This is a genomic window from Pandoraea aquatica (genome assembly GCF_902459565.1).
Taxonomy (GTDB): domain Bacteria; phylum Pseudomonadota; class Gammaproteobacteria; order Burkholderiales; family Burkholderiaceae; genus Pandoraea; species Pandoraea aquatica.
In genome coordinates this window covers 204826-227884 of sequence record NZ_CABPSN010000004.1, presented here as the reverse complement: position 1 = coordinate 227884, position 23059 = coordinate 204826, and the positions used below count along the sequence as shown (strand labels likewise).

17 protein-coding genes and 1 other RNA gene are annotated in these 23059 nt (G+C 62.5%); 9 read left to right on the top strand and 9 right to left on the bottom strand.

The window, feature by feature from the left end; genetic code table 11:
- Positions 1–25 precede the first annotated feature (25 nt).
- Positions 26–1204: a PA0069 family radical SAM protein gene (locus PAQ31011_RS15335; protein ID WP_174990141.1), complete on the top strand. Its 1179-nt coding sequence runs from the start codon at positions 26–28 to the stop codon at positions 1202–1204.
- Between the two features lie 9 nt (positions 1205–1213).
- On the opposite strand, the gene PAQ31011_RS15330 is transcribed toward PAQ31011_RS15335, so the two are convergent.
- A complete protein-coding gene (locus tag PAQ31011_RS15330) occupies positions 1214–1702 on the bottom strand; it encodes an Lrp/AsnC ligand binding domain-containing protein (protein WP_039399452.1) in 489 nt (162 codons plus the stop codon).
- A gap of 104 nt (positions 1703–1806) precedes the next feature.
- Between PAQ31011_RS15330 and PAQ31011_RS15325 the strand changes: the two genes are divergently transcribed.
- The 6 genes from PAQ31011_RS15325 (at position 1807) to ssrA (ending at position 10548) form a co-directional block, all read left to right on the top strand.
- Positions 1807–3093 (top strand): D-amino acid dehydrogenase, encoded by a 1287-nt coding sequence (locus PAQ31011_RS15325; RefSeq protein WP_150576655.1) that lies wholly within the window; start codon positions 1807–1809, stop codon positions 3091–3093.
- A 96-nt stretch (positions 3094–3189) separates the two neighbouring features.
- Positions 3190–4323 carry an alanine dehydrogenase gene (gene ald / locus PAQ31011_RS15320; RefSeq protein WP_150576654.1) on the top strand — a complete coding sequence of 378 codons (1134 nt, stop codon included), beginning with the start codon at positions 3190–3192 and terminating at the stop codon, positions 4321–4323.
- A 301-nt stretch (positions 4324–4624) separates the two neighbouring features.
- Positions 4625–5320 carry a bifunctional 2-polyprenyl-6-hydroxyphenol methylase/3-demethylubiquinol 3-O-methyltransferase UbiG gene (gene ubiG, locus PAQ31011_RS15315; RefSeq protein WP_039399458.1) on the top strand — a complete coding sequence of 232 codons (696 nt, stop codon included), beginning with the start codon at positions 4625–4627 and terminating at the stop codon, positions 5318–5320.
- A gap of 1 nt (position 5321) precedes the next feature.
- Positions 5322–6044: an HAD-IA family hydrolase gene (locus PAQ31011_RS15310; RefSeq protein ID WP_150576653.1), complete on the top strand. Its 723-nt coding sequence runs from the start codon at positions 5322–5324 to the stop codon at positions 6042–6044.
- 117 nt (positions 6045–6161) lie between these two features.
- On the top strand, positions 6162–10148 hold the full coding sequence (locus tag PAQ31011_RS15305; RefSeq protein ID WP_174990140.1) for a DUF748 domain-containing protein: 3987 nt from the start codon (positions 6162–6164) through the stop codon (positions 10146–10148).
- Positions 10149–10178: 30 nt separating this feature from the next.
- Positions 10179–10548, top strand: a transfer-messenger RNA (tmRNA) gene (ssrA, locus tag PAQ31011_RS15300).
- A gap of 107 nt (positions 10549–10655) precedes the next feature.
- On the opposite strand, the gene PAQ31011_RS15295 is transcribed toward ssrA, so the two are convergent.
- Positions 10656–11735, bottom strand: coding sequence for a linear amide C-N hydrolase (locus PAQ31011_RS15295; protein WP_150576651.1), 1080 nt, complete (start codon positions 11733–11735; stop codon positions 10656–10658).
- Positions 11736–11843: 108 nt separating this feature from the next.
- On the bottom strand, positions 11844–12443 hold the full coding sequence (locus tag PAQ31011_RS15290; RefSeq protein ID WP_150576650.1) for a LysE family translocator: 600 nt from the start codon (positions 12441–12443) through the stop codon (positions 11844–11846).
- A 333-nt stretch (positions 12444–12776) separates the two neighbouring features.
- Between PAQ31011_RS15290 and PAQ31011_RS15285 the strand changes: the two genes are divergently transcribed.
- Together PAQ31011_RS15285 and PAQ31011_RS15280 are read left to right on the top strand one after the other, a co-directional pair.
- Positions 12777–13676, top strand: coding sequence for a LysR substrate-binding domain-containing protein (locus tag PAQ31011_RS15285; RefSeq protein ID WP_150576649.1), 900 nt, complete (start codon positions 12777–12779; stop codon positions 13674–13676).
- Between the two features lie 79 nt (positions 13677–13755).
- Complete coding sequence (locus PAQ31011_RS15280) at positions 13756–15039, top strand: MFS transporter (RefSeq protein ID WP_150576648.1); 1284 nt, start codon at positions 13756–13758, stop codon at positions 15037–15039.
- 16 nt (positions 15040–15055) lie between these two features.
- On the opposite strand, the gene PAQ31011_RS15275 is transcribed toward PAQ31011_RS15280, so the two are convergent.
- The 6 genes from PAQ31011_RS15275 to PAQ31011_RS15250 all read right to left on the bottom strand — a co-directional run bounded on the left by PAQ31011_RS15275 (position 15056) and on the right by PAQ31011_RS15250 (position 22788).
- On the bottom strand, positions 15056–15523 hold the full coding sequence (locus PAQ31011_RS15275) for a hypothetical protein (RefSeq protein ID WP_174990139.1): 468 nt from the start codon (positions 15521–15523) through the stop codon (positions 15056–15058).
- 130 nt (positions 15524–15653) lie between these two features.
- Entirely contained in the window at positions 15654–17057 is a 1404-nt protein-coding gene (locus PAQ31011_RS15270) for a c-type cytochrome (protein ID WP_425495114.1), read from the bottom strand.
- Between the two features lie 14 nt (positions 17058–17071).
- A complete protein-coding gene (locus PAQ31011_RS15265; protein WP_150576646.1) occupies positions 17072–18847 on the bottom strand; it encodes a GMC family oxidoreductase in 1776 nt (591 codons plus the stop codon).
- 3 nt (positions 18848–18850) lie between these two features.
- Positions 18851–19570, bottom strand: a complete 720-nt coding sequence (locus tag PAQ31011_RS15260; RefSeq protein WP_150576645.1) for a gluconate 2-dehydrogenase subunit 3 family protein — start codon at positions 19568–19570, stop codon at positions 18851–18853.
- Between the two features lie 383 nt (positions 19571–19953).
- On the bottom strand, positions 19954–21675 hold the full coding sequence (locus tag PAQ31011_RS15255) for a hypothetical protein (RefSeq protein WP_150576644.1): 1722 nt from the start codon (positions 21673–21675) through the stop codon (positions 19954–19956).
- A gap of 198 nt (positions 21676–21873) precedes the next feature.
- Positions 21874–22788 (bottom strand): helix-turn-helix domain-containing protein, encoded by a 915-nt coding sequence (locus tag PAQ31011_RS15250; RefSeq protein ID WP_150576643.1) that lies wholly within the window; start codon positions 22786–22788, stop codon positions 21874–21876.
- Positions 22789–23059: the final 271 nt, after the last annotated feature.

Below are 23059 nucleotides of genomic sequence, written 5' to 3'. Positions count from 1 at the left end.
GGGACAGCTATTCAGGAGATGAGTCATGGCATCCTCATTCGTGCCGCCCCCGTCGCGCAAGGGCCGAGGCGCCACCGCCAATCTCGAATCGCGCTTTTCAACCTTCCGTCGCGAGAGCGATGAGACCCGTCATGAATCGGACTCAGCCCAAGAATGCGAAGTCAAATTCGTGACCCAGGTCGCTCTGGAAAATGCGCGAACGATCATCTCCCGCAACACTTCAGCGGACATCCCTTTCGATCGCTCGATCAACCCCTATCGCGGATGTGAGCACGGCTGCACCTATTGCTTTGCGCGCCCGACGCACGCTTACCTGGGACTCTCGCCGGGCCTGGACTTCGAGACCCGCTTGTACGCGAAACACAACGCGGCGGAGCGCCTTGACGCCGAATTGCGCAAGCGCGGCTACCAACCCGCATTACTTGCGCTGGGCGCAAACACGGACCCTTATCAGCCCATCGAGCGGGAATACGGGATCACACGTAGCGTTCTGGAAGTGCTGGAGCGTTTTGGGCACCCTGTCGGCATCACCACCAAATCGGCGCTCGTCACGCGCGATATCGACATTCTTTCGCGCATGGCCGAGCGAGGTCTGGCACGGGTCTTCATTTCGGTGGGGACGCTCGATGCGGATATCGCCCGCAAGATGGAACCTCGAGCGAATACGCCGTCGAGACGTATCGACGCCATCCGCAAGCTGACGGACGCAGGCATTCCGACAGGCGTCATCGTCGCGCCAATCGTGCCAGCACTGACCGATTTCGATATTGAGCGAGTGCTGACAACCGCAGCCGAAGCCGGCGCAACTTACGCTGCTTACGTGATGTTGCGGCTACCCAGAGAAGTGCACGATGTCTTCGTAGAATGGCTGGAGGCCAATTACCCGTTGCGGGCACGCCACGTCATGAGTCTGATCGAGCAGGTGCGTGACGGAAAGCACAACAGCTCGGAGTTCGGTACGCGGATGAAAGGCACCGGATTACACGCCGAATTGATTCGGCAGCGCTTTCACCTGGCCGCGCGTAAGTTGGGGCTCAATCAGGCTAGACCACCGTTGCGAAACGATCAGTTCCGCGTCCCGGAATTACCGCCACAAGCCAGCGACGGCAACGGGTCGAATCACGGGCGTCGCGCTCGTCCCGACCGGCAAACTACGACCAGCGAACCAGCGAACGCCGCCGATCCGCAAATACCGCTTTTCTAGACAACACGCTCACTCGTCAACATGAACGGTGAGCGTTTCCTTTATCTCCTCCATGACGACGTAGCTTTTCGACTGCACGGCGCCGGGCAGTTGAAGAAGAATGTCGCCCAGCAACTTCCGGTATTCGGACATCTCCCGGATCCGCGCCTTGATCAGATAGTCGAAATCCCCCGAAATCAGGTGACACTCCATGACCTCCGGAATACGCAGCACTTCCCTGCGGAACTGGTCGAACATGTTGCCGGATTTGTGGTCGAGCGTGATTTCGACAAACACCAGCAGTGCCGCCCCCAGCGCCGCCGGATTGACGCGCGCGAAGTAGCCCATGATCACGCCGTCCCGCTCCATGCGTTTCACGCGCTCGATGCACGGCGTGATGGACAAACCGACCTGCTCCGACAGGTCCTTCATCGACATCCGGCCGTCTTGTTGGAGCAACGTCAGGATGCGCCGATCAAGCCGGTCCAGTGTCCGGACCGATTGCTGCTGAACCCTCATGATTTTTTCCTGAATTCAGGCCATATACATTAACTAAACCTACCATTCCGAGAATAGCATGCGAATTATTACTGCATAACTATGGTTTTACAGGAGTCAACGCAATGAAGGTCATCGTTCTCGGCAGCGGCGTCATCGGCGTAACCAGCGCCTACTACCTGGCAAAGGCCGGGCATGACGTCACGGTGCTCGACCGTCAGGCAGGACCGGCGCTCGAAACCAGCTTCGGCAACGCTGGTCAGATTTCGCCTGGATACGCGTCCCCGTGGGCCGCTCCGGGGATTCCGGCAAAGGCCGTCAAGTGGCTGTTCCAGAAACACGCTCCGCTCGCCATTCGTCCCGACGGCACCCTCACGCAACTGAAGTGGCTCTATCAGATGCTGCGCAATTGCACACCCGAGCGCTATGCCGTCAATAAGGAACGCATGGTGCGGATCGCCGAATACAGCCGCGATTGCTTCCGCGAGCTGCGTGCGGAAACGGGCATTGCCTACGAAGGCCGTCAGGCAGGCACGCTCCAATTGTTCCGAACCGAAGATCAACTCGAGAACGCGGCGCGCGATATCGCCGTGCTCGAAGAGGCCAGCGTGCCGTTCGAACTCCTGGACAGCAAGGCGCTCGCGACGGCAGAACCGGCATTGGCGGCCGTGTCACACAAGCTGACCGGCGGCCTGCGACTGCCGAACGACGAGACGGGTGACTGCCAGATGTTCACAACGCGTCTGGCTGCCATGGCTGAAGCGCTGGGCGTGAAATTCCGCTACGACATGCCGATCGACGGCCTGAGCGTGGTCGGCGACAAGATCGAGGGTGTGGTTTGCGCCGGTTCACTGCAACGTGCGGACGCCTATGTCGTCGCCCTCGGTTCGTACTCCACGCCGTTCCTGCGCGGGATCGTCGATATTCCGGTGTATCCGCTCAAGGGCTACTCGATTACCGTACCGATCGTCGATGCATCGCGTGCACCGGTTTCCACCATCCTGGATGAAACCTACAAGATCGCCGTGACGCGGTTCGACGACCGTATCCGCGTCGGCGGCATGGCAGAAGTCGTGGGGTACAACAAGCGCCTTAACCCGGCGCGCCGCGCCACGTTGGAGATGGTCGTGAACGATCTGTACCCGGGTGCTGGCAACACGGCGGAAGCGTCCTTCTGGACGGGCCTGCGTCCGATGACGCCGGACGGCACGCCGATCGTCGGCGCTACGGCGCTGCGCAACCTGTTCCTGAACACTGGACACGGCACGCTCGGCTGGACGATGTCCTGCGGTTCGGGCCAACTGCTGGCCGACCTGATGTCGGGCCGCCGCCCGGCTATTCTGGCCGACGATCTATCGGTGGGGCGCTACAGTGGCGCATCCCATGCGCAGGCCGAACCGGCCTTCGCCTGATCTTCCAGACGGCACCTTCGGGTGCCGTTTTTGTTTGGGCATCACGTGTTGTCGAATTCGCTGTTCGTAGTCACATCACAACAAAGGAGACGCATCATGAAAATCGGTGTACCCAAGGAGATCAAGAACCACGAGTATCGCGTAGGCATGACGCCCGCAGCTGTACGCGAAGTGGTGGCACGCGGGCATGAGGTGTGGATCGAAACGCAAGCCGGTGAAGGCATCGGCATGGACGATACGGCCTATGCCGCCGCGGGTGCCCGCATCGCCGCCAACGCCGTAGACGTGTTCGATCGCGCCGAACTCATCGTCAAGGTCAAAGAGCCGCAGGCTGTCGAGCGCGCCAGACTGCGGCCCCATCACACGCTCTTCACGTATCTCCACCTCGCGCCCGATCCCGAACAGACCAACGATTTGATCAAGAGCGGTGCCACGTGTATCGCGTACGAAACCGTGACATCCGCGAATGGCGGCCTCCCGCTGCTCGCGCCCATGTCCGAAGTCGCGGGGCGTATGTCCATCCAGGCCGGCGCAACGGCGCTCGAAAAAACGCACGGCGGGCTCGGCCTGTTGCTTTCGGGTGTGCCCGGCGTCGAGGCGGGCAAGGTCGTCATTCTCGGCGGCGGTGTCGTGGGGACGAATGCGGCCACCGTAGCCGTCGGTATCGGGGCGCAGGTCACGGTCATCGACAAATCGGTCGACGCGTTGCGACGCCTGAGCGCCCAGTTCGGGGGACGTGTGCAGACGGTCTATTCGACGCAGCATGCGATTGAGGCGCACTTGCGCGATGCCGACCTGGTCATCGGCGGTGTTCTGATTCCGGGTGCCGCCGCACCCAAGCTCATCACGCGGGCGATGCTTGGCCTGATGCGCAAGGGTGCCGTGATCGTGGACGTTGCCATCGATCAGGGGGGATGCTGCGAGACGTCGCACGCGACCACACACGCTGACCCGGTCTACGTCGTCGAAGGCGTGGTGCACTACTGCGTCGCCAACATGCCGGGCGGTGTGCCGCGCACGTCGACCTTTGCACTGAACAACGTGACACTTCCGTTCATTTTGCAACTGGCCGATCACGGGGCCGTGGCCGCCATGCGCGCCGATCCGCATTTGCTGGCCGGACTGAACGTAGCGCGCGGCATGGTGACGAACCGTGGGGTGGCCGAGGCGCTCGGACTCGTCTACCACGATCCGCACGCCGTATTGGCGAACCTGCCGGCCGCCGCCTGAGCTTAAGCCTGCGCTTAAGCCTGCGCCTAGGCCCGCCCTTAGGCCTGCGTTTGGGCCTGATCGTGAGCTCCATCGGGGTGGCACGCGATGCTCGCCATCGGGCGTCACCCCGGCACGGCGCAGAACCACCGCTGCACCGCTGACCGACCGGCCCCGCCACGCCTTGCGCTTTGGACATGGGCGCACTCACTTCGTTATACTTCCTCCATCTCGACGGCGCCCGCCGACCAACCGGCATGGAGGGCACGCTCAGCCACTCGGCATTCCGCCTGCCCGAGCCGTCAACGTCTATGAGCAAGTGATGAACGCCGACCCGCAAGAACTCAATAAATTCAGTGAATTGGCCCACCGCTGGTGGGATCCGCACAGCGAATTCAAGCCGCTGCACGAGATCAACCCGCTGCGCCTCGACTGGATCGAACAGCACGTCCAGTTGCAAGGCAAGCGCGTGCTCGACATCGGCTGCGGTGGCGGCATTTTGTCGGAATCGATGGCGCGTCAGGGTGCACGCGTCAAAGGCATCGATCTGTCGAAAAAGGCGCTCGGCGTTGCCGATTTGCATAGCCTCGAAGCTGGTCTTTCCATCGAGTACGAAGAAATCGCTGCCGAAGCACTCGCTGCGCGTGATGCGGGTACGTATGACGTAGTGACCTGCATGGAAATGCTCGAACACGTGCCGTCGCCGGCGTCGATCGTCGCTGCGTGTGCAACGCTCGTGAAACCGGGCGGTCACGTGTTCTTTTCCACGCTCAACCGCAATCCGAAGGCATGGCTGCTGGCCGTGGTCGGCGCAGAGTACGTACTGCGGATGCTGCCGCGCGGCACGCACGATTACGCCAAGTTCATCCGCCCGTCGGAGCTGGCATCGTTCACCCGTGCGAGCGGCCTGACAATCCGCGACATGCGTGGCCTGACCTACAATCCGATCAGCAAACGCTACGCAATCAATCGCGATACCGACGTCAACTACATGGTCGCTTGTACCCGCGACGCCTGATATGTTCGAGCCCCCCGTCCGCGCCCCCTCCTCTCTCGACGCCACGTCAACGCTGTTGCACGGCGAGATTCGCGCTGTCCTGTTCGATCTGGACGGCACACTCGCCGACACGGCTCCGGATCTCGTCGCTGCGGTCAACAAGGTGCGTACCGATCGTGGTCTTCCGCCGGGCCCGTATGAGACGCTTCGACTGCAAGCCTCGCATGGTGCGCGTGGATTAATTGGCAGCGCGTTCGGCGTGACTCCCGACGATGCCGCATTCCCGGCACTCAGAGACGCATTCCTTGCTAACTACGAAGCCGCGTTGTGCGTGCAAAGCCGCTTGTTCGAAGGCGTTCCGGGCTTGCTCGCGGCCTTGAGCGAACGTGGCATGCCGTGGGGCATTGTGACGAACAAGGCCGCGCGCCTGACCAATCCGCTAGTCAAGCTGATCGGACTCGCGGACGGCGCAGCCTGCGTTGTCTCCGGCGACACGACGCCCCATAGCAAACCGCATCCTGCGCCCCTGCTCTACGCAGCCGAGTGCATTGGCATTGCGCCTGCTCACATCGTGTACGTTGGCGACGACCTTCGCGATGTACAGGCCGGCAAGGCTGCCGGTATGGCGACGATTGCCGCTGCCTACGGTTATTGCGGCGACTCGCTCGCGCCTGCTCAGTGGCAGGCGGATGCCGTCGTCGAAAGCGCGGGCGCGATCGCCCCGCTGGTGATGTCGCTGGCGTAAGCCACCGAATCATCGCCTGCCAGGACGTCGTCGCAACACTCGCGGCGCGTTTTGGGAATGTCCCGCCGCGCCCCGGTGGCGCGGCGTATGCTTCATAGGCTACTTACGGGAGACCGCATGGCCGAGCAAGCGAACGATCGCGAATCCTCAAAAACCTCCCCCGCAGGCGGCACCCGCCTGCAACAAGGCGTCGCCCGTGCGCAAGCGCTTGGACGTGACCCGGACGTGCGCCGCCGCGCGCGCAAAACCGGTCTGTGGGCCGCCGGGATCATCGCCGTGTTTGGCGTGGTCGGTTACTTCACGGTGCCGGCCGTGCTCAAGCATTACGCCGTCGACAAGCTCTCCGCTTATCTCGAGCGGCCCGTGAGCGTTGGCGACGTCAGTTTCAATCCGTACACGCTGCGGCTCGATCTGCATCAGGTGCATATTGGCGACAAAACGCCCGGCCAGCCGTTCGTCGACATCGGCGAGTTGCGGGTGAACGCCTCGTGGAGCTCGCTGTTCCGCTTTGCCCCGGTGATCGGCGAGTTGTACGTCGACACGCCCGTCGTGAACATCGTGCGCACCGCACCGCAGCGGTTCAATTTCTCGGACATCATCGATCGCGCGACGTCCGGCCCGCCCTCGTCCGAGCCATCGAAGCCTGCGCGCTTTGCACTGAACAATGTGCAGATCAAGAACGGCACGATTCGCGTCGACGATGCCTATCAGAACGAGAAGCACGTTGTCGACAATCTGCAGGTCGGCGTACCGTTCATTGCGAACCTGCCGGCCGACACCGATATCTTCGTACAGCCGCTGTTGCAGGCGTCCATCGACGGCTCGCCTCTGCATATCTCCGGACAGACCAAACCGTTTGCCGACTCACTGGAGTCGACTGTCGACATCAAACTCGACCGGCTCGACGTACCGAAGTACCTCGGTTACGCGCCCATGACCGTTCCCGCGCAAATCAAGAGCGGCGCGGTCAGTACCGATCTGAAACTGCGCTTTACGCGAGACAAGGACGGAAACCACGTAGTCCTTACGGGCACTGCGGGGTTGGCCGACGCCGTAATCAACGAGGCTGACGGCTCACCGCTCGTTGCGGTCAAGCAAATCGACGTCAAGCTGGGCAAGATCGAGCCGCTGAGCAACATCTATCACGTCGACAGCGTGCGGATCGACGGACTCGACCAGCATGTCACGATGGAAAAGGACGGGTCGATCAACGTCGTCAAAGCCCTGCTGCCGCAACGTCCGGTGCTCAAGGCTGTCGGCAAAGCGGTCGACGAAGCGGCAGCATCGCCTAAAGCCAGCGAAGCGGCCAAGTCTGCGCCGAAGGTCGCTGCCGAACAAACGGCGCGCCCCGCCACGCCCGCATCGGCTGCTGAAGCGGCGCAGGCGAAAGCGGCTGCCGCAGCGCAACCCTTGCCGCTCGACCTGCTCGTCGGCGAGGTATCGCTGGTGAACAGCAAGGTGCGCTTCAGCGACGAGCGCGGCGCAAAGCCTGCAAGCATTGCGCTGGAGAACGTCCAGCTCGGCGTGAAACAGTTCTCTACGCTGGGCAAAGACCCCGCAACGTACGATGCCTCACTGGGCATTCAAAGCGGTGGCTCCATCAAAGCCCACGGCCAGTTCAGCCTGCCTGCGTACAACGCCAGCGGCGAACTCGACGCGCAGTCGATCGCGCTCGCTCCGTTGCTGCCGTTTGCGCAAGGCGCGCTCGCAGGCGACCTGAAGAGCGGCACGGTTGGGGCGCAAGCAACGTTCAATGCCGCGTTTGCGCCCGACAAGCAACCAAACGTGCAAATCGCGCCGGCCACGGCAACACTGGAGAAGATCGAGTGGTTGACCGGCCAAAAGGGGGATGCCCCTCTGAAACTCGCGAAGGCGCAGGCGAAGCTCTCGCACTTCGATCTCGGTGCCCGTCAGGCAATCGTGGACGAAGTGACGGTCAGCGGCCTGGACGTGGCGGCGCGCCGCGACAAAGACGGCAAGATCAACCTGCTGGCACTGACCGGCGACGGCCAGCCGAAAGCGTCCGCAAACAGCGGCAACGGGATCAACACCCGTGTCGGCACGGAACGCGGTCGACGTACGTCCTCCAAAGCCCCCGCATCGAGCACGCAAGCCGCGGGCGGATGGCAGTGGAAGGTCGGCAAGGTGTCGGTCGAGAACGCAAGCATCGGGTTTGAGGATCGCGCAGTCAAAGGCCGTCCGATCAATGCAAAGTTCGCGCCGCTCAATATCAAGGTCCAGGGCGCATCACAAGACATGACTAAGCCGTTGCAGCTTGAGGTGAACGGCACGCTTAACAAGAAGGGCTCGCTCAACGCGACGGGTAACGTCACGCCGCAGCCGTTGTCCGGCGATCTTCAGGTCAAAACCCAGCAGCTCGATCTGGCAGCGTTCGATTCGTATATGAGCGACGAACTGAACGCGAGCATTGCGAGCGCCCTGCTCTCCAGCAACGGACGCGCCACATTCTCGATAAAGGGCGACACCCCGCAAGCGACGTATCGCGGTGACGCCACGCTCGGCAACGTACGCCTGCTCGACAAGGTGACGACAGACGACTTCGTGCGCTGGAACGCGCTGGCGGTGCAACAGATCAATCTGGCGGTGGGCAGCGGCAAACCCAACGTCCAACTGGGCAGCATTGCGCTGTCGCGCTTTTATGCGCGTCTGATCATCAATGCGAACGGCCGCCTGAATCTGGCTGACGTGGTGGGCAATAACCAGGCACCCCGCTCGCTCACGCGTGCCAATGAAGGCATTCCGCTGGATGCGGCGTCCGCAGCCAAGCCCCCGCTCGATGCGGCGGCTTCAGCCGTGGAGGCAGGACAGCCGACGGAGGTGGAGAAGAAGGAGCAATCGCCCGGCAAGACGACGGCCGAACGTGGTCCCGGCTACGGAACGGGTAAGGCGCTGCCTGCGGACGTCCACATCGGGCGTATCACGCTGCAAGGCGGCAACGTCAACTTCACGGACAACTTCGTCAAGCCGAACTACACGGCCAATCTGACGGATATCGGCGGCCGAATCGGCGCTTTTGGCACCGCGACCACCGAGCCGGCCGAAGTGGCGTTGCAGGGCAAGGTGAACCGCAACGCGCCGATCAACATCAACGGCAAGATCAACCCGCTGGCACCGATGGCGTTCGTGGATCTCGGCGCGAAAGCGGACGGGATCGAGCTGACCAATCTCACGCCGTATTCCACGAAGTACGCGGGTTATCCCATCGAAAAGGGCAAGCTCACGGTCGACGTGCACTATCTGCTCGATCAGGCGAAGCTCACGGCGAACAACCACATCTTCATCGACCAGTTGACGTTTGGCGACCGTGTGGAAAGCCCCACGGCGACTAACTTGCCGGTGCGTCTGGCAGTGTCGTTGCTGAAGAACTCGCGTGGCGAAATCGACGTCGACATCCCGATTTCCGGCTCGCTGGACGACCCGCAGTTCAGCCTTGGCGGCGTGATTTTCCGGGCGTTCGTGAACCTGATCGTCAAGGCAGCCACGGCACCGTTCAGCTTATTGGCGTCCGCATTCGGCGGTGGCGAGCAGGAACTGGGGTACGTTGAATTCGCCCCCGGGAGTGCGCGTCTGTCGCCTGCCGACGAAAAGCGTCTCGAAACGCTGGTCAAGGCGCTGAACGATCGCGAAGCGCTGAAGCTGGACATCGTAGGTCGCGTAGACCCCGCCAAGGACACCGACGGCCTGCGTAGCGTGGCGGTCGAGCGCGCCATCAAGGCGCAGAAGGTCAAGGCGATGGTCGGCAAGGGAGAAAGCATCGACGTCGACAGCGTGACGGTGACGCCGGAGGAACGTAGCAAGTACCTCACTGCGGCCTACAAGGCGGCCGACTTCGCGAAGCCGCGCAACATGATCGGACTCACCAAGTCGCTGCCGGATGACGAGATGGAGAAGCTCATGGAGACGAACGTCAAGGTGGGCGACGACGATCTGCGGGCGTTGGCCGAACGGCGCGCCCAGCGGGTGCGGTCGTGGCTGGATGGCAAGATCGCGTCCGACCGGCTGTTCGTGGTGGCACCGAAGCTGAACGCGGACGGCATCAAGGACAAGGGAGCGACAACGCGGGTGGACTTCGCACTGAAGTGAGGCATTTGTGTCATAATCGACCATTCCACTGGGGCCGACATGGTTTCGACGTGGGTATAAAGCGATGCAGGGCATACCGAGGACCCGTCACCTCGTTAATCAATGGGAAAAACGTAACTGCAAACGACGAAACGTTCGCACTGGCAGCCTAAGGGCCGCCGTCCTCTGCCTAGTTCACTGACGGACTAGTGTCGCAAGACCGGTAGCAATACCGCCAGAGGTCATATACGTCAGTTAAGCCTTGGTGGCGTCACGACGCCAAGGTCGAAAACTTAGTGAATCGCTGTTGCGTAGCGTGTTCGTCCGCGACAAAACAGTTAAATCAAATGACAGAACTAAGTATGTAGAACTGGTCGTAGAGTGCTTGCGGACGCGGGTTCGATCCCCGCCGGCTCCACCAATATTCTGACTGTCGACGACAACGAAAGACGGTCAATCCCAAATGAAAAACGGGCCTTCGGGCCCGTTTTTCATTTCTGCCATCGCCTAAGCGCATCTAAGCGGATCTCACCCCGCCTTCCCCGACTTCAACCCAAGGAACGGGAACGGCGGTGCGACCTTGAAGCTGGCGGAGACTTCGCCGCTGAACGTGTTGCGCTGGTCTTTCCCGAGATCGAGACGCTTGACTGGCGCACCGACCGACAAGTCGACCTTGTTGAGATCCACCCAGAACGTATTAGGCGTGAGCGCCGACTCGAAGAAATAGAGCATGCGCTTGTGATCGACGACCGTTCGCCAGCGCGTCGACGAGATATTCGGCTGCCCCGGCGTCGTAATGCCGAACGGCACCGACGCATTGCGAATCACGCCGAACATGCTCGCCAATGCCTCCACCGGATCTTCACTCTTCGGAATCGCGTTGACGTAAAACGACGCCCGCGCAAACCGGTCCGACGCGCGATTGGTCCCCGGCAGGAACGTCGTGCCACCGATCTGCGTCCAGTACGCATTGAGCGCAAGCTGCTCGTCGAACGTCGGCGAGTTCGTCATCACCTGATACTGCTTGCCGTGATGAATCACCTGCCGGCCATTGATGTACTCAACGATGGCGCTATCGCCCGTCTTGTCCGACATCGACAGATGCAACGTCGTGAGCCGGTCCTCGCCCGGCACGTTATCCGACACGACTGTGAAAGGCTCCTTCTCCAACGCCGCGACCGCCTCGGCGACCGTCGCGAAATTGTCCAGGACGTACTGCGCCCACGCAGCAATCGTCAAACCCGGTCTGGAATCCTTGTCGAACTTCGGATACTGCGACTCCACGAGCCACAGCAATTGCGCGGACAAGCCCTTCTCGTTGACGCCATCGGTCGTCGACACGTCATAACCGGTCGCCACCACACTGCCGTACTTCGCCGTCCACCGGATGGAATTCGGCCCGGCCTCGCCCGTGCGGGCGATGCCCCGGGGCAACACGTACAGATTGGTCGCGACGTCCTGCTTCCAGTCCATCGAACGGGCAGTAATGACGTCGTCGTTCGCACCGAGATACACCACACGCGTGCAGGCCAGCGACGACAAGGGAGACAATGCAAGCGTTGCCGCAGCGAAGATACACGGCAACGTCCTGACGAATTTACGGGGCATGGCGATACCTCACATTGGGGGAAGGGTACGCAAGAACCGTCAGTATAACGATGGAATTCCCCCGCCCTACGCCTTCTGGCCGGCTTTCTCAGTCCGCCGAGCTAGGCATCACTCCACCAGAATCGGATACAACGAGGCGACGAGCAGCGCCGCCGCCACGCCATTGAAGATGCGCACCGAACGCGCGTCGGTCAGCACGCGACGCATCGCCACGCCGAATCCCGCCCACAGCCCGATGCACGGCGCACCGAGCATGCCGTAAATTACGGCGAGCAAGGCGACGTCGGGCAAGTGCGACGCGTTGGGCAGGTACGTGCTGATCGCGCCCACGGCCATGACCCATGCCTTCGGATTCACCCATTGGAACGCCGCCGCGCCGATGAAGCCCATCGGACGCTCACGCCCGCGCCGCTCGTCATCCATCGGTCCCGAGCGTGCCAGATGCCACGCCAGCCACAGCAGATACGCCGCGCCAACGTACTTCAGCACCGTATGAATGACGGGGAATCGCACGAAGACCGTATGGAGACCGGTCCCGGTCAGGAACACCATCAGCGCGAAGCCGAAGGCGATACCTGCGAGATGCGGCAGCGTGCGCACAAAGCCGTAATTCAGCCCCGAAGCGAGCACCATCATGTTGTTGGGGCCGGGTGTCACCAGCGTGATGACAGCGAAGGCGCAGAAGGCCAGAAGTTGTTCGGTCGTCATAGTCGTCAATCTGAAACGCCGCGCCGGTGCCGTATTCTGCGAACACGCGAAAAAGACGCGGTGTGTCAGCATAGACATGCGTACCACCGCACACCCGGTACACTTCACCGAATCCGCACGGGCCTGTACCGGTCGCCCACCATGACAGTTGAGCCACGCTGCTCATTGCGGCACATCGCCAGACGTCACGCACCCAGCGTGAAATACCGGCGCACCACGCGCGCCAGCGTCGTGCGAAAATCGACGCCATCCGAACGACATCTCGAAGCCGTCGCCCTGCGTCCTACGCCACAAGCGCACCGGGGCGCCCATCGAACGCTCGACACTCATTCCATGCCGCCACGTCTGCCACCGTTGTCCGCCCTGCGCCTGTTCGAAGCGGCGGGACGCCATCAGAGCTTCAAACGTGCTGCCGCCGAACTGCATCTCACCCCGAGTGCCGTCAGCCACGGCATTGTCGGACTGGAGCAGACACTGGGCGTGGCGCTCTTCACGCGCTCGCCTCAAGGGCTGACGCTCACACCGGAAGGCGTGGACTACCTCGCGTACGTGACCGAGGCGTTCTCGCTGCTGCTCACTGGCACTCGACGCCTACCGACCCCGGACGCCTCCCGCGCCATCGCCATCACCTGCGCTCCCACCCTCGCCTCACGTTGGCTGCTGCCGCGTCTGGACATGTTCATGCGTCGCATGCCGGGCGTCGACATCACCGTCGACACCTCGCGCCGTCAGGTCGGCTTTCCCACCGATGGCTTCGACTTCGCTATCCGCCTCTCGCGCGCGCCCGTCGCCAGCGACACGTGGCACCGTCTGTTCGGTGAGCGGTTCGTCCCTGTGTGCAGTCCGGCCTATCTCGCGATGCACGCACGTGAGGATGGCACTATCGATCTGCGCGAGGCGATCCGCATTCATGTGAGCAGCGCCAGCGAAGACTGGCAAGTCTGGGCCGAAGGCGCAGGCATCGATGACTTCGATACCCGTGGCGGGCTGAGTTTCGACAGCATTCAACTGGCTTTCGAAGCCGCCATGGCGGGCCTCGGCATCGTGATCGGACGCCGTCCGCTGGTCGATGAATATCTCGCGAACGGCATCCTCGTTCCCGCGCACAACATCACCACACAATCGCAAGGCGCATACTGGCTGATCAGCGCCCCCGACATCGAGCCGCACCCCGAATGCGTGGCGTTCCGCGACTGGGTGATCGAACAGGCAGGCACCCATCAAGGTGAATAAAATTCACCCGCAAGCTCACACAACTCCTTTGCCAGACGGAGACTTCATTGCGACACTTCGGTGAGGAGGATTCACCATCATGTCGCAAACCACCCCACCCGCATCGGCGTCGCTACAAGGACGCGTCACCCTCATCATTCTCGCCGGCGCGCTCGTACTCAGTGCCGCGATGGGCACGCGCCAGACGTTCGGCCTCTTCATCAATCCGTTTTCCTACGACCGCGGCGTACCCGTCACACTGGTCGCATTCGCCATCGCCCTGCACAACCTCGTGTGGGGCTTCGCGCAGCCGTTTGCGGGCGCGATGGCAGACCGTCATGGCCCGGCCCCCGTCGTCGCGTTCGGCGCGTTTGCCTTCGCCGCCGGACTGGCGATGGCCGCGCTTGCGCCGTCCGGCGTCTGGCTCGTGATCGGACTGGGCGTGCTCGTCGGCCTCGGCATCAGTTGCACGACATTCGGTGTGGTGCTGCCTGCGGTGAGCCGTGCCGTCACCCCGGAGCGGCGCACGATGGCCATGGGGCTCGTCAGCGCGGGCGGCTCGCTCGGACAGGTCGCCCTCGTGCCCGTCGCACAGGGGCTGCGCGAAACGTACGGCGTCTCCACCTCGCTCTTCGTACTCGCGCTGGTGTTGTGCTGCGCCGCGCCGCTCGGCCTGTTCATGACGATGTCCCGTCGCAGCAAGCCCGCGCCCGGGAGCGCCGCCCCGACCTCACCGGCCAAGCCGGATGACAGCGAGCACGTGTCCCTTCGCGAAGTCTTGAAGCAAGCCCGTTCGCATCGCGGCTACCAACTGCTGACGCTCGGATTCTTCACCTGTGGCTTCCAGCTCGCGTTCATCGCAACGCACTTGCCCGGCTATCTGCTGATGTGCCACATGCCCGTCGGGCTGGGTGCGACGGCGCTCGCGCTGATCGGTCTGTTCAATATGCTGGGGAGTTGGGCGTGTGGGTGGCTCGGCGGACGTTACCGTCAACACCACGTGCTCGGCTGGCTCTACCTCGTACGCGGCGCGGCCATCGCCCTCTTTTTCGTTCTGCCGAAAACCGACACGAGCGTCGTGATCTTCGCGGCCGTCATGGGCCTGACGTGGCTGGGCACCGTGCCGCTCACCAGCGGTCTGGTGGCGAAGGTCTTCGGCACGCGCCATCTGGGCACGCTCTTCGGCGTGTGCTTCATGAGCCATCAGGTCGGCTCGTTCCTCGGCGCATGGCTGGGCGGGTTCGTGCTTGACGTCACCGGGTCGTACAACCTGATCTGGGCCGCCACGGCGATTCTCGGCGCGGTCGCTGCGGCGCTCCACTTCCCGATCAACGACGAAAGTGTCGTGCCGCCGCTGCGCCCGCCGATGCCCGCGAACGCATAAGCGTCCGGGCGCGAACTTACAACCGGTGCGCGTTCGCGAGACGGAAGATCTTCGTCCAGCGTTGCGCGAGCGCGCGGCCCGGCATCGGTACACGCCAGCTCGGCTGCGCGTTGTGCGCAAGTTCGAGCGTTAGCGACCAACGTCCGCCCTCGTTCACCGGATGGGCGGACGTGACATCCGAAAACACGAAGCGCGTCTCTTGACCATCCACACGTAGCGTCCCCATCTTGCGGTCTGCATCGAGCGTGAGTTCACCCCACTCGCCGGACACACCCACCAGACGCTTGCCGTCACGCCGCACGCCATGCACCGCGCGATAACGCCGCACCGCGTCGACCATCAGCCACACCACGATCAGTACGCAGACGACGATCGTCGCCACCGCCGCGAGCGTACCGAAGCGCACCGCGACGGCCGCATACAAGCGCACTGCACCGTAAACAATGCCCGCCAATACGACGAGCGCCAGAAGAATAAATGGCACCCCGGCCTCCTGCATCGAAAAAGAAAAGCCCCGCCGGCAGACCTGCCCGGCGGGGCTTCATTTCATCACAGGCGCGGTGTCTTTGCCGACGTGAATCGGCATGTCACCGCGCCCTTCACCACCTGAACCATCAACGCTGCGGTTGCGGCGCAGCGGCGACGTCCTTACGCACCTTGGCCACTTGCGCGGCCGTCACCGCCGGGGCCTTGTTGCCCCAGCTCGAACGCACGAACGTGAGCACATCGGCCACATCCTGATCGGTCAGACGGTCGTCGAAACCCGGCATCGCGTAGTGCGTCGGTGCCGACTTCGTCGAGGGCATCTCTGCCCCGCGCAGCACGATATGGATGAGCGAGGTCGGATCGACCGAGTTCACCGTCGAGCTGAGCGCCAGCGTCGGGAAGGTCTGCGTGTAGCCCTTGCCCGTGCTGCGGTGGCATGCCGCGCAGTTGTCGAGGAACGTGAGCGCACCGTTGCTCTTGTCCGACCCCACACGCAGCGCCTTGGCGGCGGTGTCGTCGTACGCGAGCGCCTTGGCGTTCGGATCGACCGGCTTGAGCGTCTTCAGATACTTCGCAATCGCTGCGAGATCGTCGTCGCTCATGTGCTGGGTGCTGTGTTGCACCACGTCCGTCATGCCGCCGAATACGGCGGAATGGTCGTTACGTCCCGACTTGAGGAACGCCGTGATGTCGCCTTCGCTCCAGTTGCCCAGACCGTCCGTCACATCGCCACGCAGATTCTTCGCGAGGAAGTTGTCGACCACACCACCCGACAGGAACGCCGTGCTGTCGTCGGTCAGCGCCTTCTCCTGCAACGCGAAGCCGCGCGGCGTGTGGCAGGCGCTGCAATGCGCGAGACCTTCGACGAGATAGCGCCCGCGCGAGATCGGATCGTTATCGGTCGATGCCGCGTCGGCCACGACAGCGGGAGCGAACATCTTGCGCCAGAGCGACAACGGCCAGCGCATCGACATCGGCCACGGGATATCCGTCGCCTTGTTCGCCTGCGCGACCGGCTGCACGCCATTCATGAAGTACGCATACAGCGCCTTCACGTCTGCCGGACGCACCTTCGCATACGACGTGTACGGCATGGCGGGATACAGCGTCGAACCATTCTTCGCGATCCCGTGACGCACCGCTTTGTCGAAGTCTTCGAGGCTGTAGTTGCCGATACCGGTGTCTTTGTCCGGCGTGATGTTCGTCGAATAGATCGTGCCGATCGGCGACGCAATCGGCAGACCGCCCGCGAACGGTTTGCCCTTGGGTGCCGTGTGACAGGCGGCGCAATCGGCAGCGCGCGCGAGGTACTCGCCCTGCTTGAGCAATTGCGCCCGCGGGTCGTTAGCAGCCGGTGTCTGCGGCGCGGAACCGCCTTCCACGGTCACAGCGGGCACAGCAGGCGTGGGCACCGGCGAGACGGCAGCGCCCGAGGGCGCGGCCGCGTTCTGCGCCCAGACGGCAACGGCAGCCAGCGCGAGCGCACCGACAGCGACTACGCCAGCGGAGCGTTTCATCATCGTTTTGCGGATCATGGTTGCGCTCCTCAGGCCTGGACCAGCGGGCCGGCGTTCTTGAGGTACTGCTCGCGAATTGCCTTCGCGGACCAGTACGCCAGCGCCGCCACCACGCCCGTGGGGTTGTAACCCATGTTCTGCGGGAACGCCGACGCCCCCATCACGAACACGTTGGAGACGTCCCAGCTCTGCAGATACTTATTGACCACACTGTTCGACGGATTCGTGCCCATGATGGCGCCGCCCGTCGTGTGCGTGCTCTGATAGATCCGCGTGTCGTAATGCGTGCCCTTCTTGCGAATGGCGCGGAACACCTTCTCGGGATTCATCGCGCGACCGACTTCTTCCATCCGGTCGCCCATGTAGCCGAGCATGTTGTATTCGTTGTCGTGCCAGTCGAACGTCATGCGCAACAGCGGCACGCCATAGGCATCCTTGTAGGTCGGGTCGAGGTCGAGGCATGCATCGCGATACGACATGACGGAACCGGAAATCCCGATCGTCATGTAACGCTGATACGCGTCGGCAATCCCCGCCTTCCACTTGCTGCCCCACGCGGGCGTGCCCGGCACGGTCGGCGTCATCTTGATCGGACGGCCGCCGTAGCGAATGTGACGAATGCTCGCCCCGCCGACGAAACCGAGCGGCCCGTGATCGAACTGGTCGCCGTTCAGGTCGTCCATCGACACGCCGCCGGCACCCGTGCCGACGAACGGGTTGAGCTGCGTGCCCTTGGGCAGCAGCACATTCACCGCGCCATTCATCTGGTACGCGTAGTTCTTGCCGACCACGCCCTCGCCCGTCTTCGGGTCGTACGGCTTGCCGATACCCGAGAGCAGCAGCAAACGCACGTTGTGCATCTGATAGGCCGCCATGATCACGAGATCGGCGGGCTGCTCGACTTCACGGCCCTGCGCGTCGATGTACGTCACACCCGTCGCCTTCTTGCCGTCGCTGTCGAGATTGACCTTGATGACATACGAATGCGTACGCAATTCGAAATTCGGCTTCTTGAGCAGCACCGGCAGAATGGTCGTCTGCGGCGACGCCTTCGAATACATATAGCAACCGTAGTTCTCGCAGAAGCCGCAGAAGTTACACGGTCCGAGGCGCACGCCGTACGGATTCGTATAGGGCTCAGACGTGTTCGCTGCCGGCGCGGGGTACGGATTGAAACCCACGTCGCGTGCAGCCTTCTCGAAGAGCTGCGCACCGTAGGTGTTTTGCAGCGGCGGCGTCGGGAACTCGCTGGAGCGCGCCCCTTCGCGCGGGTTGCCGCCCGGCACGATCTTGCCGTTCAGGTTGCCCGCCTTGCCCGACGTGCCGAACACTTTTTCGGCGAAGTCGAAGTGCGGCTCCAGTTCTTCGTAGCTCACGCCGAAGTCCTGAATGGTCATGCCTTCGGGGATGAACTTCTTGCCGTAGCGCTCTTCGTAATGACTGCGGAGCTTCAACTCTTCCGGCAGGATCCGGTAATGCATGCCGTTCCAGTGAAAGCCTGCACCGCCCACCCCGTTGCCCAGCAGGAACGAGCCGTTCTGACGATACGGCACGGCGAGGTCGTCCGGCGTGTGACGAATCGTGACGGTCTCGCGCGCAAGCTCCTGAAAGAGCTTGCCGCGCACGGAGTATTCGAGTTCGTCGATGACTTTGGGGTACTGCGCGTCGGTGGGCGTGTCGCGCATCGCGCCACGCTCGAGTGCAACGACATTGAGTCCGGCGTCGGTCAGTTCCTGGCCGAGAATCGCCCCGGTCCAGCCGAAGCCCACGATGACGGCGTCGACCTTATCTTTCTTGATTGCCATGAGTTAGCCCCGCTTTCCGGAAATCGACACGGGCCCGTACGGGTATTTGACGTTGGGCTGATCCGCCCAGTCCATGAAGTCGGCGCGTGCGCCCGGGAAACCCACGAGCTTCCAACCGACCATGTCCTTGTTGCCGCCGTGGATCGGGTCCGAGAGGAATCCTTCCTTCGTGTTGGCCAGCAAGTAGGAGAAGAACGTGCGCGCGGGCACGGCGTCGAATTCGATCTTCGCGTGCTCCAGATCGCCGAGTACGGCTTCCTGCGTTGCGTGGTCGAGATCGGCAAACGCCTTGTTGTACTGCTTCTTGCAGTGCGCGTCGCAGGCGGCAATGCCGTGGCGATAGATGTCGCGCGGCACGAGGCTCAGTTGGTAGCCCATCTCGGGCGGCTGATCGGTGTGGAACGGCCCCTGCATGTACCAGAGCTTGCCGTGACCGAACGGCGTTTCCATCTGGCCGTCGATGAACTTCGGCACGTCGGCCTGCAACGCGCCGGGGCCGAGATCGTCAGCAGGAATCAGACGGTCGACGGCGGCGTTGACGAAACGCCATTCGTCGGCAGTGAAGTATTTGGGTTCGTAAGCGTTGCCTGAGGCGGCGGGCGCAGCGGACTGACTGCTGCAGGCGGACTGCGTAAGCGTCGCACCGGTGGCGAGGGTCGTGGCAGGCACGATCGCCAGCACCTGGCGCAAAAAGCGCCGGCGCGGTTCCTTGTCCTGTGACATGGAGTTCTCCGTTTTGTGGGGGACGAATCACGCATGACAGTCAAGCGGGGGCGAGCCATGCGTGAAGAAAACCTGACAGGCTATTCACCTCGCGTAGCGCTATTAACAACGCGGCCATTCTACTGACAAGTTCCCTACATGGCAAAGAAAGAGATTGTTGCGTCAATCGCGCAACTTATTGATTGAAAAGGCTTGCAGATAATTAAAATATTTACTATTACGCGTGCGCGCAGGGTTTCGCCAAGCAAAATATGCGGCGAAATTCGCATGCGACCCGAGGGGATTTGCGAGGCCCGAAATTCGGTGAATGCGATGCGTGCGCGTAAAAAAAAGCCACCGGAATCCGGTGGCGGCAGGTTGTCCTTCGACGACCGGGAGGTGACTTATTCCTGATCGGGCGGCGGCGTCATGGGTAGCGGAGGCGGTCGCGTGTCCGACGGGTTCGCGATGGGTGGCAGCACACGCGATGTCTTCGGGCGCGCGCCCGTTCGCAATGCCATTTGCTCAGGTGTTTCGTTGACCCAGTCCACCGTCGGACCGGCTGGGTGATGGACCGACCGCGACATCGACGGCCCCCTCTCCCCCGATAGACGTCGCACCGGCGGATGTGCGCGCTGGACCTCACGATCCCGGACGTCCTGCAACTCGGCCAGCCGCTCGACCGACTGGGTTCGTTCGAAGATGACGCTCAGACGCCCCGCACGCCCCGGATGGGTGCCGATGAAATGCTCGGCAAACTGTTCGCGGCGTGAGGTTGGCTGGGCCTTCGGTCGGACGGATTTCGCGACGGAATCTGCCGGGGCCGTCTGCGTGTTCACTTCGTCTGGTGCGCCGTCTATGGCATCCGCCATCGAGCCAGCCAGCGCAGGCGAAGGTTCGTCAATCGATGCGCCGATCGGTGACGGGCGCGTATCGAGACGCTTCGGTGTCGTCGCAGCTACGGGTCCGTCGATGGGCGCTAGCCCCGACACGCCTCGAGTTCCATCGACCTCATCGAACTGCGCATCGTCATGCGCCGACTCGGACGGTGCGCCGATCATCCGGCCACCGTCCGTATGCTGGAGGTCGTCCCGAAGCTCGCGCGCGGCGCGCTTCCAGTGATCGATCTCCAGCGCACGCGCGCCAAGCCACGACGCCGTCGTCCCCTGTGGCGAGCCTTTCGCATCCGCGAGCACCGCCGAATACTCGTACAAGCCGAGGCCTTTCGCGCGGATGTCGTTCAACGTCACCGGCCGGTCGGCCGGATAGCCGAGCAGCAAGGCGAGCCGCGCCGCATCATTGCGGGCGCGAATGTGATTCTTCTGGAAGCGCGATTTCGACGTTGCAGGCTTGAGCACGACTTTGCCGCCACGAATCTTCAATCGAAGCGGAACGTCAGCGCCGCCCCTGGACATTTCACGTTGTGCTTCACGCGCCATGTCGTTGAGCGCGATCAGCAGATTGCGCTCAGCCGTCAGTTCGTTGAATTTCCGATCATGGATGTTGACAGTGAGCGCGAGCATGGTGTCGCGCATCCTCGCCATGTCAGCGAGGTGTTGCAATCCCATCGCCTTTGCCGGGCCCTTCGGCTGGCAAGCCGCGTCACGGCTCATCCGGTCAAGCTCATCGTTCACATGCGCGATCTCGACCAGTTGATCGACCACCGGCGTCGAATCGAAGGTACGCACGAATGCCCTGTTTTCCGGTGGAACGCCATAGCGAACCTGTTGCATGGCTTCGGTTCGTTTGTCTTCGAATAAGATATCGCGCTCGATGCAGCGCTGGAACATCGTGTGCCATTTCTCGATGCGCATTTTCATGGCTTCGGGAACGAGTGGCTGAACCATCAGATCGTCGGCCCTCACTCTCTCGATCTCGCGATACGCTTGCCAGCGGCCGATCGATACACCGCCGCTGTCTTCAACCGTTCTGTTGCGCTGCGGATAGGTTTGCCATGCGTTGCCGAGCGGCCCCGCCGCTGCCGGTGGCGCAGCGCCGAGCCGCGCGAAGTCCGAGCCGAAGCCGTGACCGCATTCACATGAAAGCGATCGGCCTGACAACAGCACAGGCGCAGACGATACCGACGCGCCTCGCTGCGAATAATCCCCGAAAGGTGTTCCCATCATTCATCTCCCGTTCCTAAGGTGATTAGGGTAAGCAAGGCCGGATGACCTTCGGGCACGGAGACTAGACGGGATGACGGCGAACGGATTTCGATTCTGTGGGATAACTTCGCTTTGTGGCACCCATTGAGAGTGCGCCGGTACGCGACTACCGTCGTTGACACTTCAGTTGCGTAGCTTGTGTGACCGGTGACCTAGCCGTCAGAATCGCGCGAGCAACTGGCCGAGCAATGCGGCCCCTTCCTTGCCCTTCGCGGAGTCGGCCCACAGACGGTCGATCATGGCGCGATACATGCCCACGCCATCGGGCGAAGTCGTGATGGTCGCAATGCCCGTTCGCAGATTCGGCAACTCGCCGAGACGGAACGGCGACACCGCAACGTACGCCTCGCCCTGCGCTTCGAAGATCTGGAAAGTCTCGTTGGGCATGTTGTCGCTGACGATGCCGATCTGCACGCCCGCCGTATCGGCTTCAAGGAATTCGACGATACGCAACACTTCGCGCCGCGCGGCCATCTTGCGCTCCAGCTGCACGCCCGGCGGCAGCCCCAGTCGCCCGACCAGCCCGTGATGCAGAAATTGCTCGATCTGGCGCAGGCCGATCAGACTCGTCACGGCCAGACGCTGACGCGAGAAGCTCGACTTGCGCTCCTGCAAAATGCCCAGCACGCGATCGATCGTGTTTTCCCAATGGCGGTCGACGAGCGTCGGCGGAATGCTCTCGTCGAGCATGTGACGCAGCCAGACGTCGTAGTCGTCGGACGTCAACAGAAAAGAAATCGGATCGAAGTGCGCCACGATGCGCTCGGAACGGCTTTCCAGCTGACGCATGCGCTCGAAGTAGCTCACGGCCGAGTCGTGATACTCGACTTCTACCCCAAGCAGGTTGGCGAGCGATACGCCCAGCAATGCGGCGAGCCGTTCCAGCGTGTCGATCTTGACGATCTCGCCGCGCTCCAGCTTATAGATGGCGGCGCGCGAGATATCGAGTTGCTCGGCGACATCCTCACTGCGTAATTCCGCTGCCAGCCGATAGGCGCGCAAACGTTCGCCAATGGCGCGGAAATTGAAGCGCGCGCCTCGCGGCGCCCGGGATGTCGTTGCAGCTCGAGTCAAATCGCCCCCTGTTGGATACCTCGTGGAACCGCCCTCGTGCGAGACATTGCGGCACATTGCGAAACACCGAAATGCCGCAGATCGCGTCGTGCCGCGTGGCAGTGCCGGGATTATACCGGTCGCCTCACCCGCCTGACGGACTGCGCATCGGCCGTCGATACGAAATCCTTCTTCGGGCAAATCCCCCTTCCCGTGCCGCCCACGCCACACATCGATCGGCAGAATATTTTTCCGATTGTCTAATTTTTTAGATTTACGCACGATTCGGGAC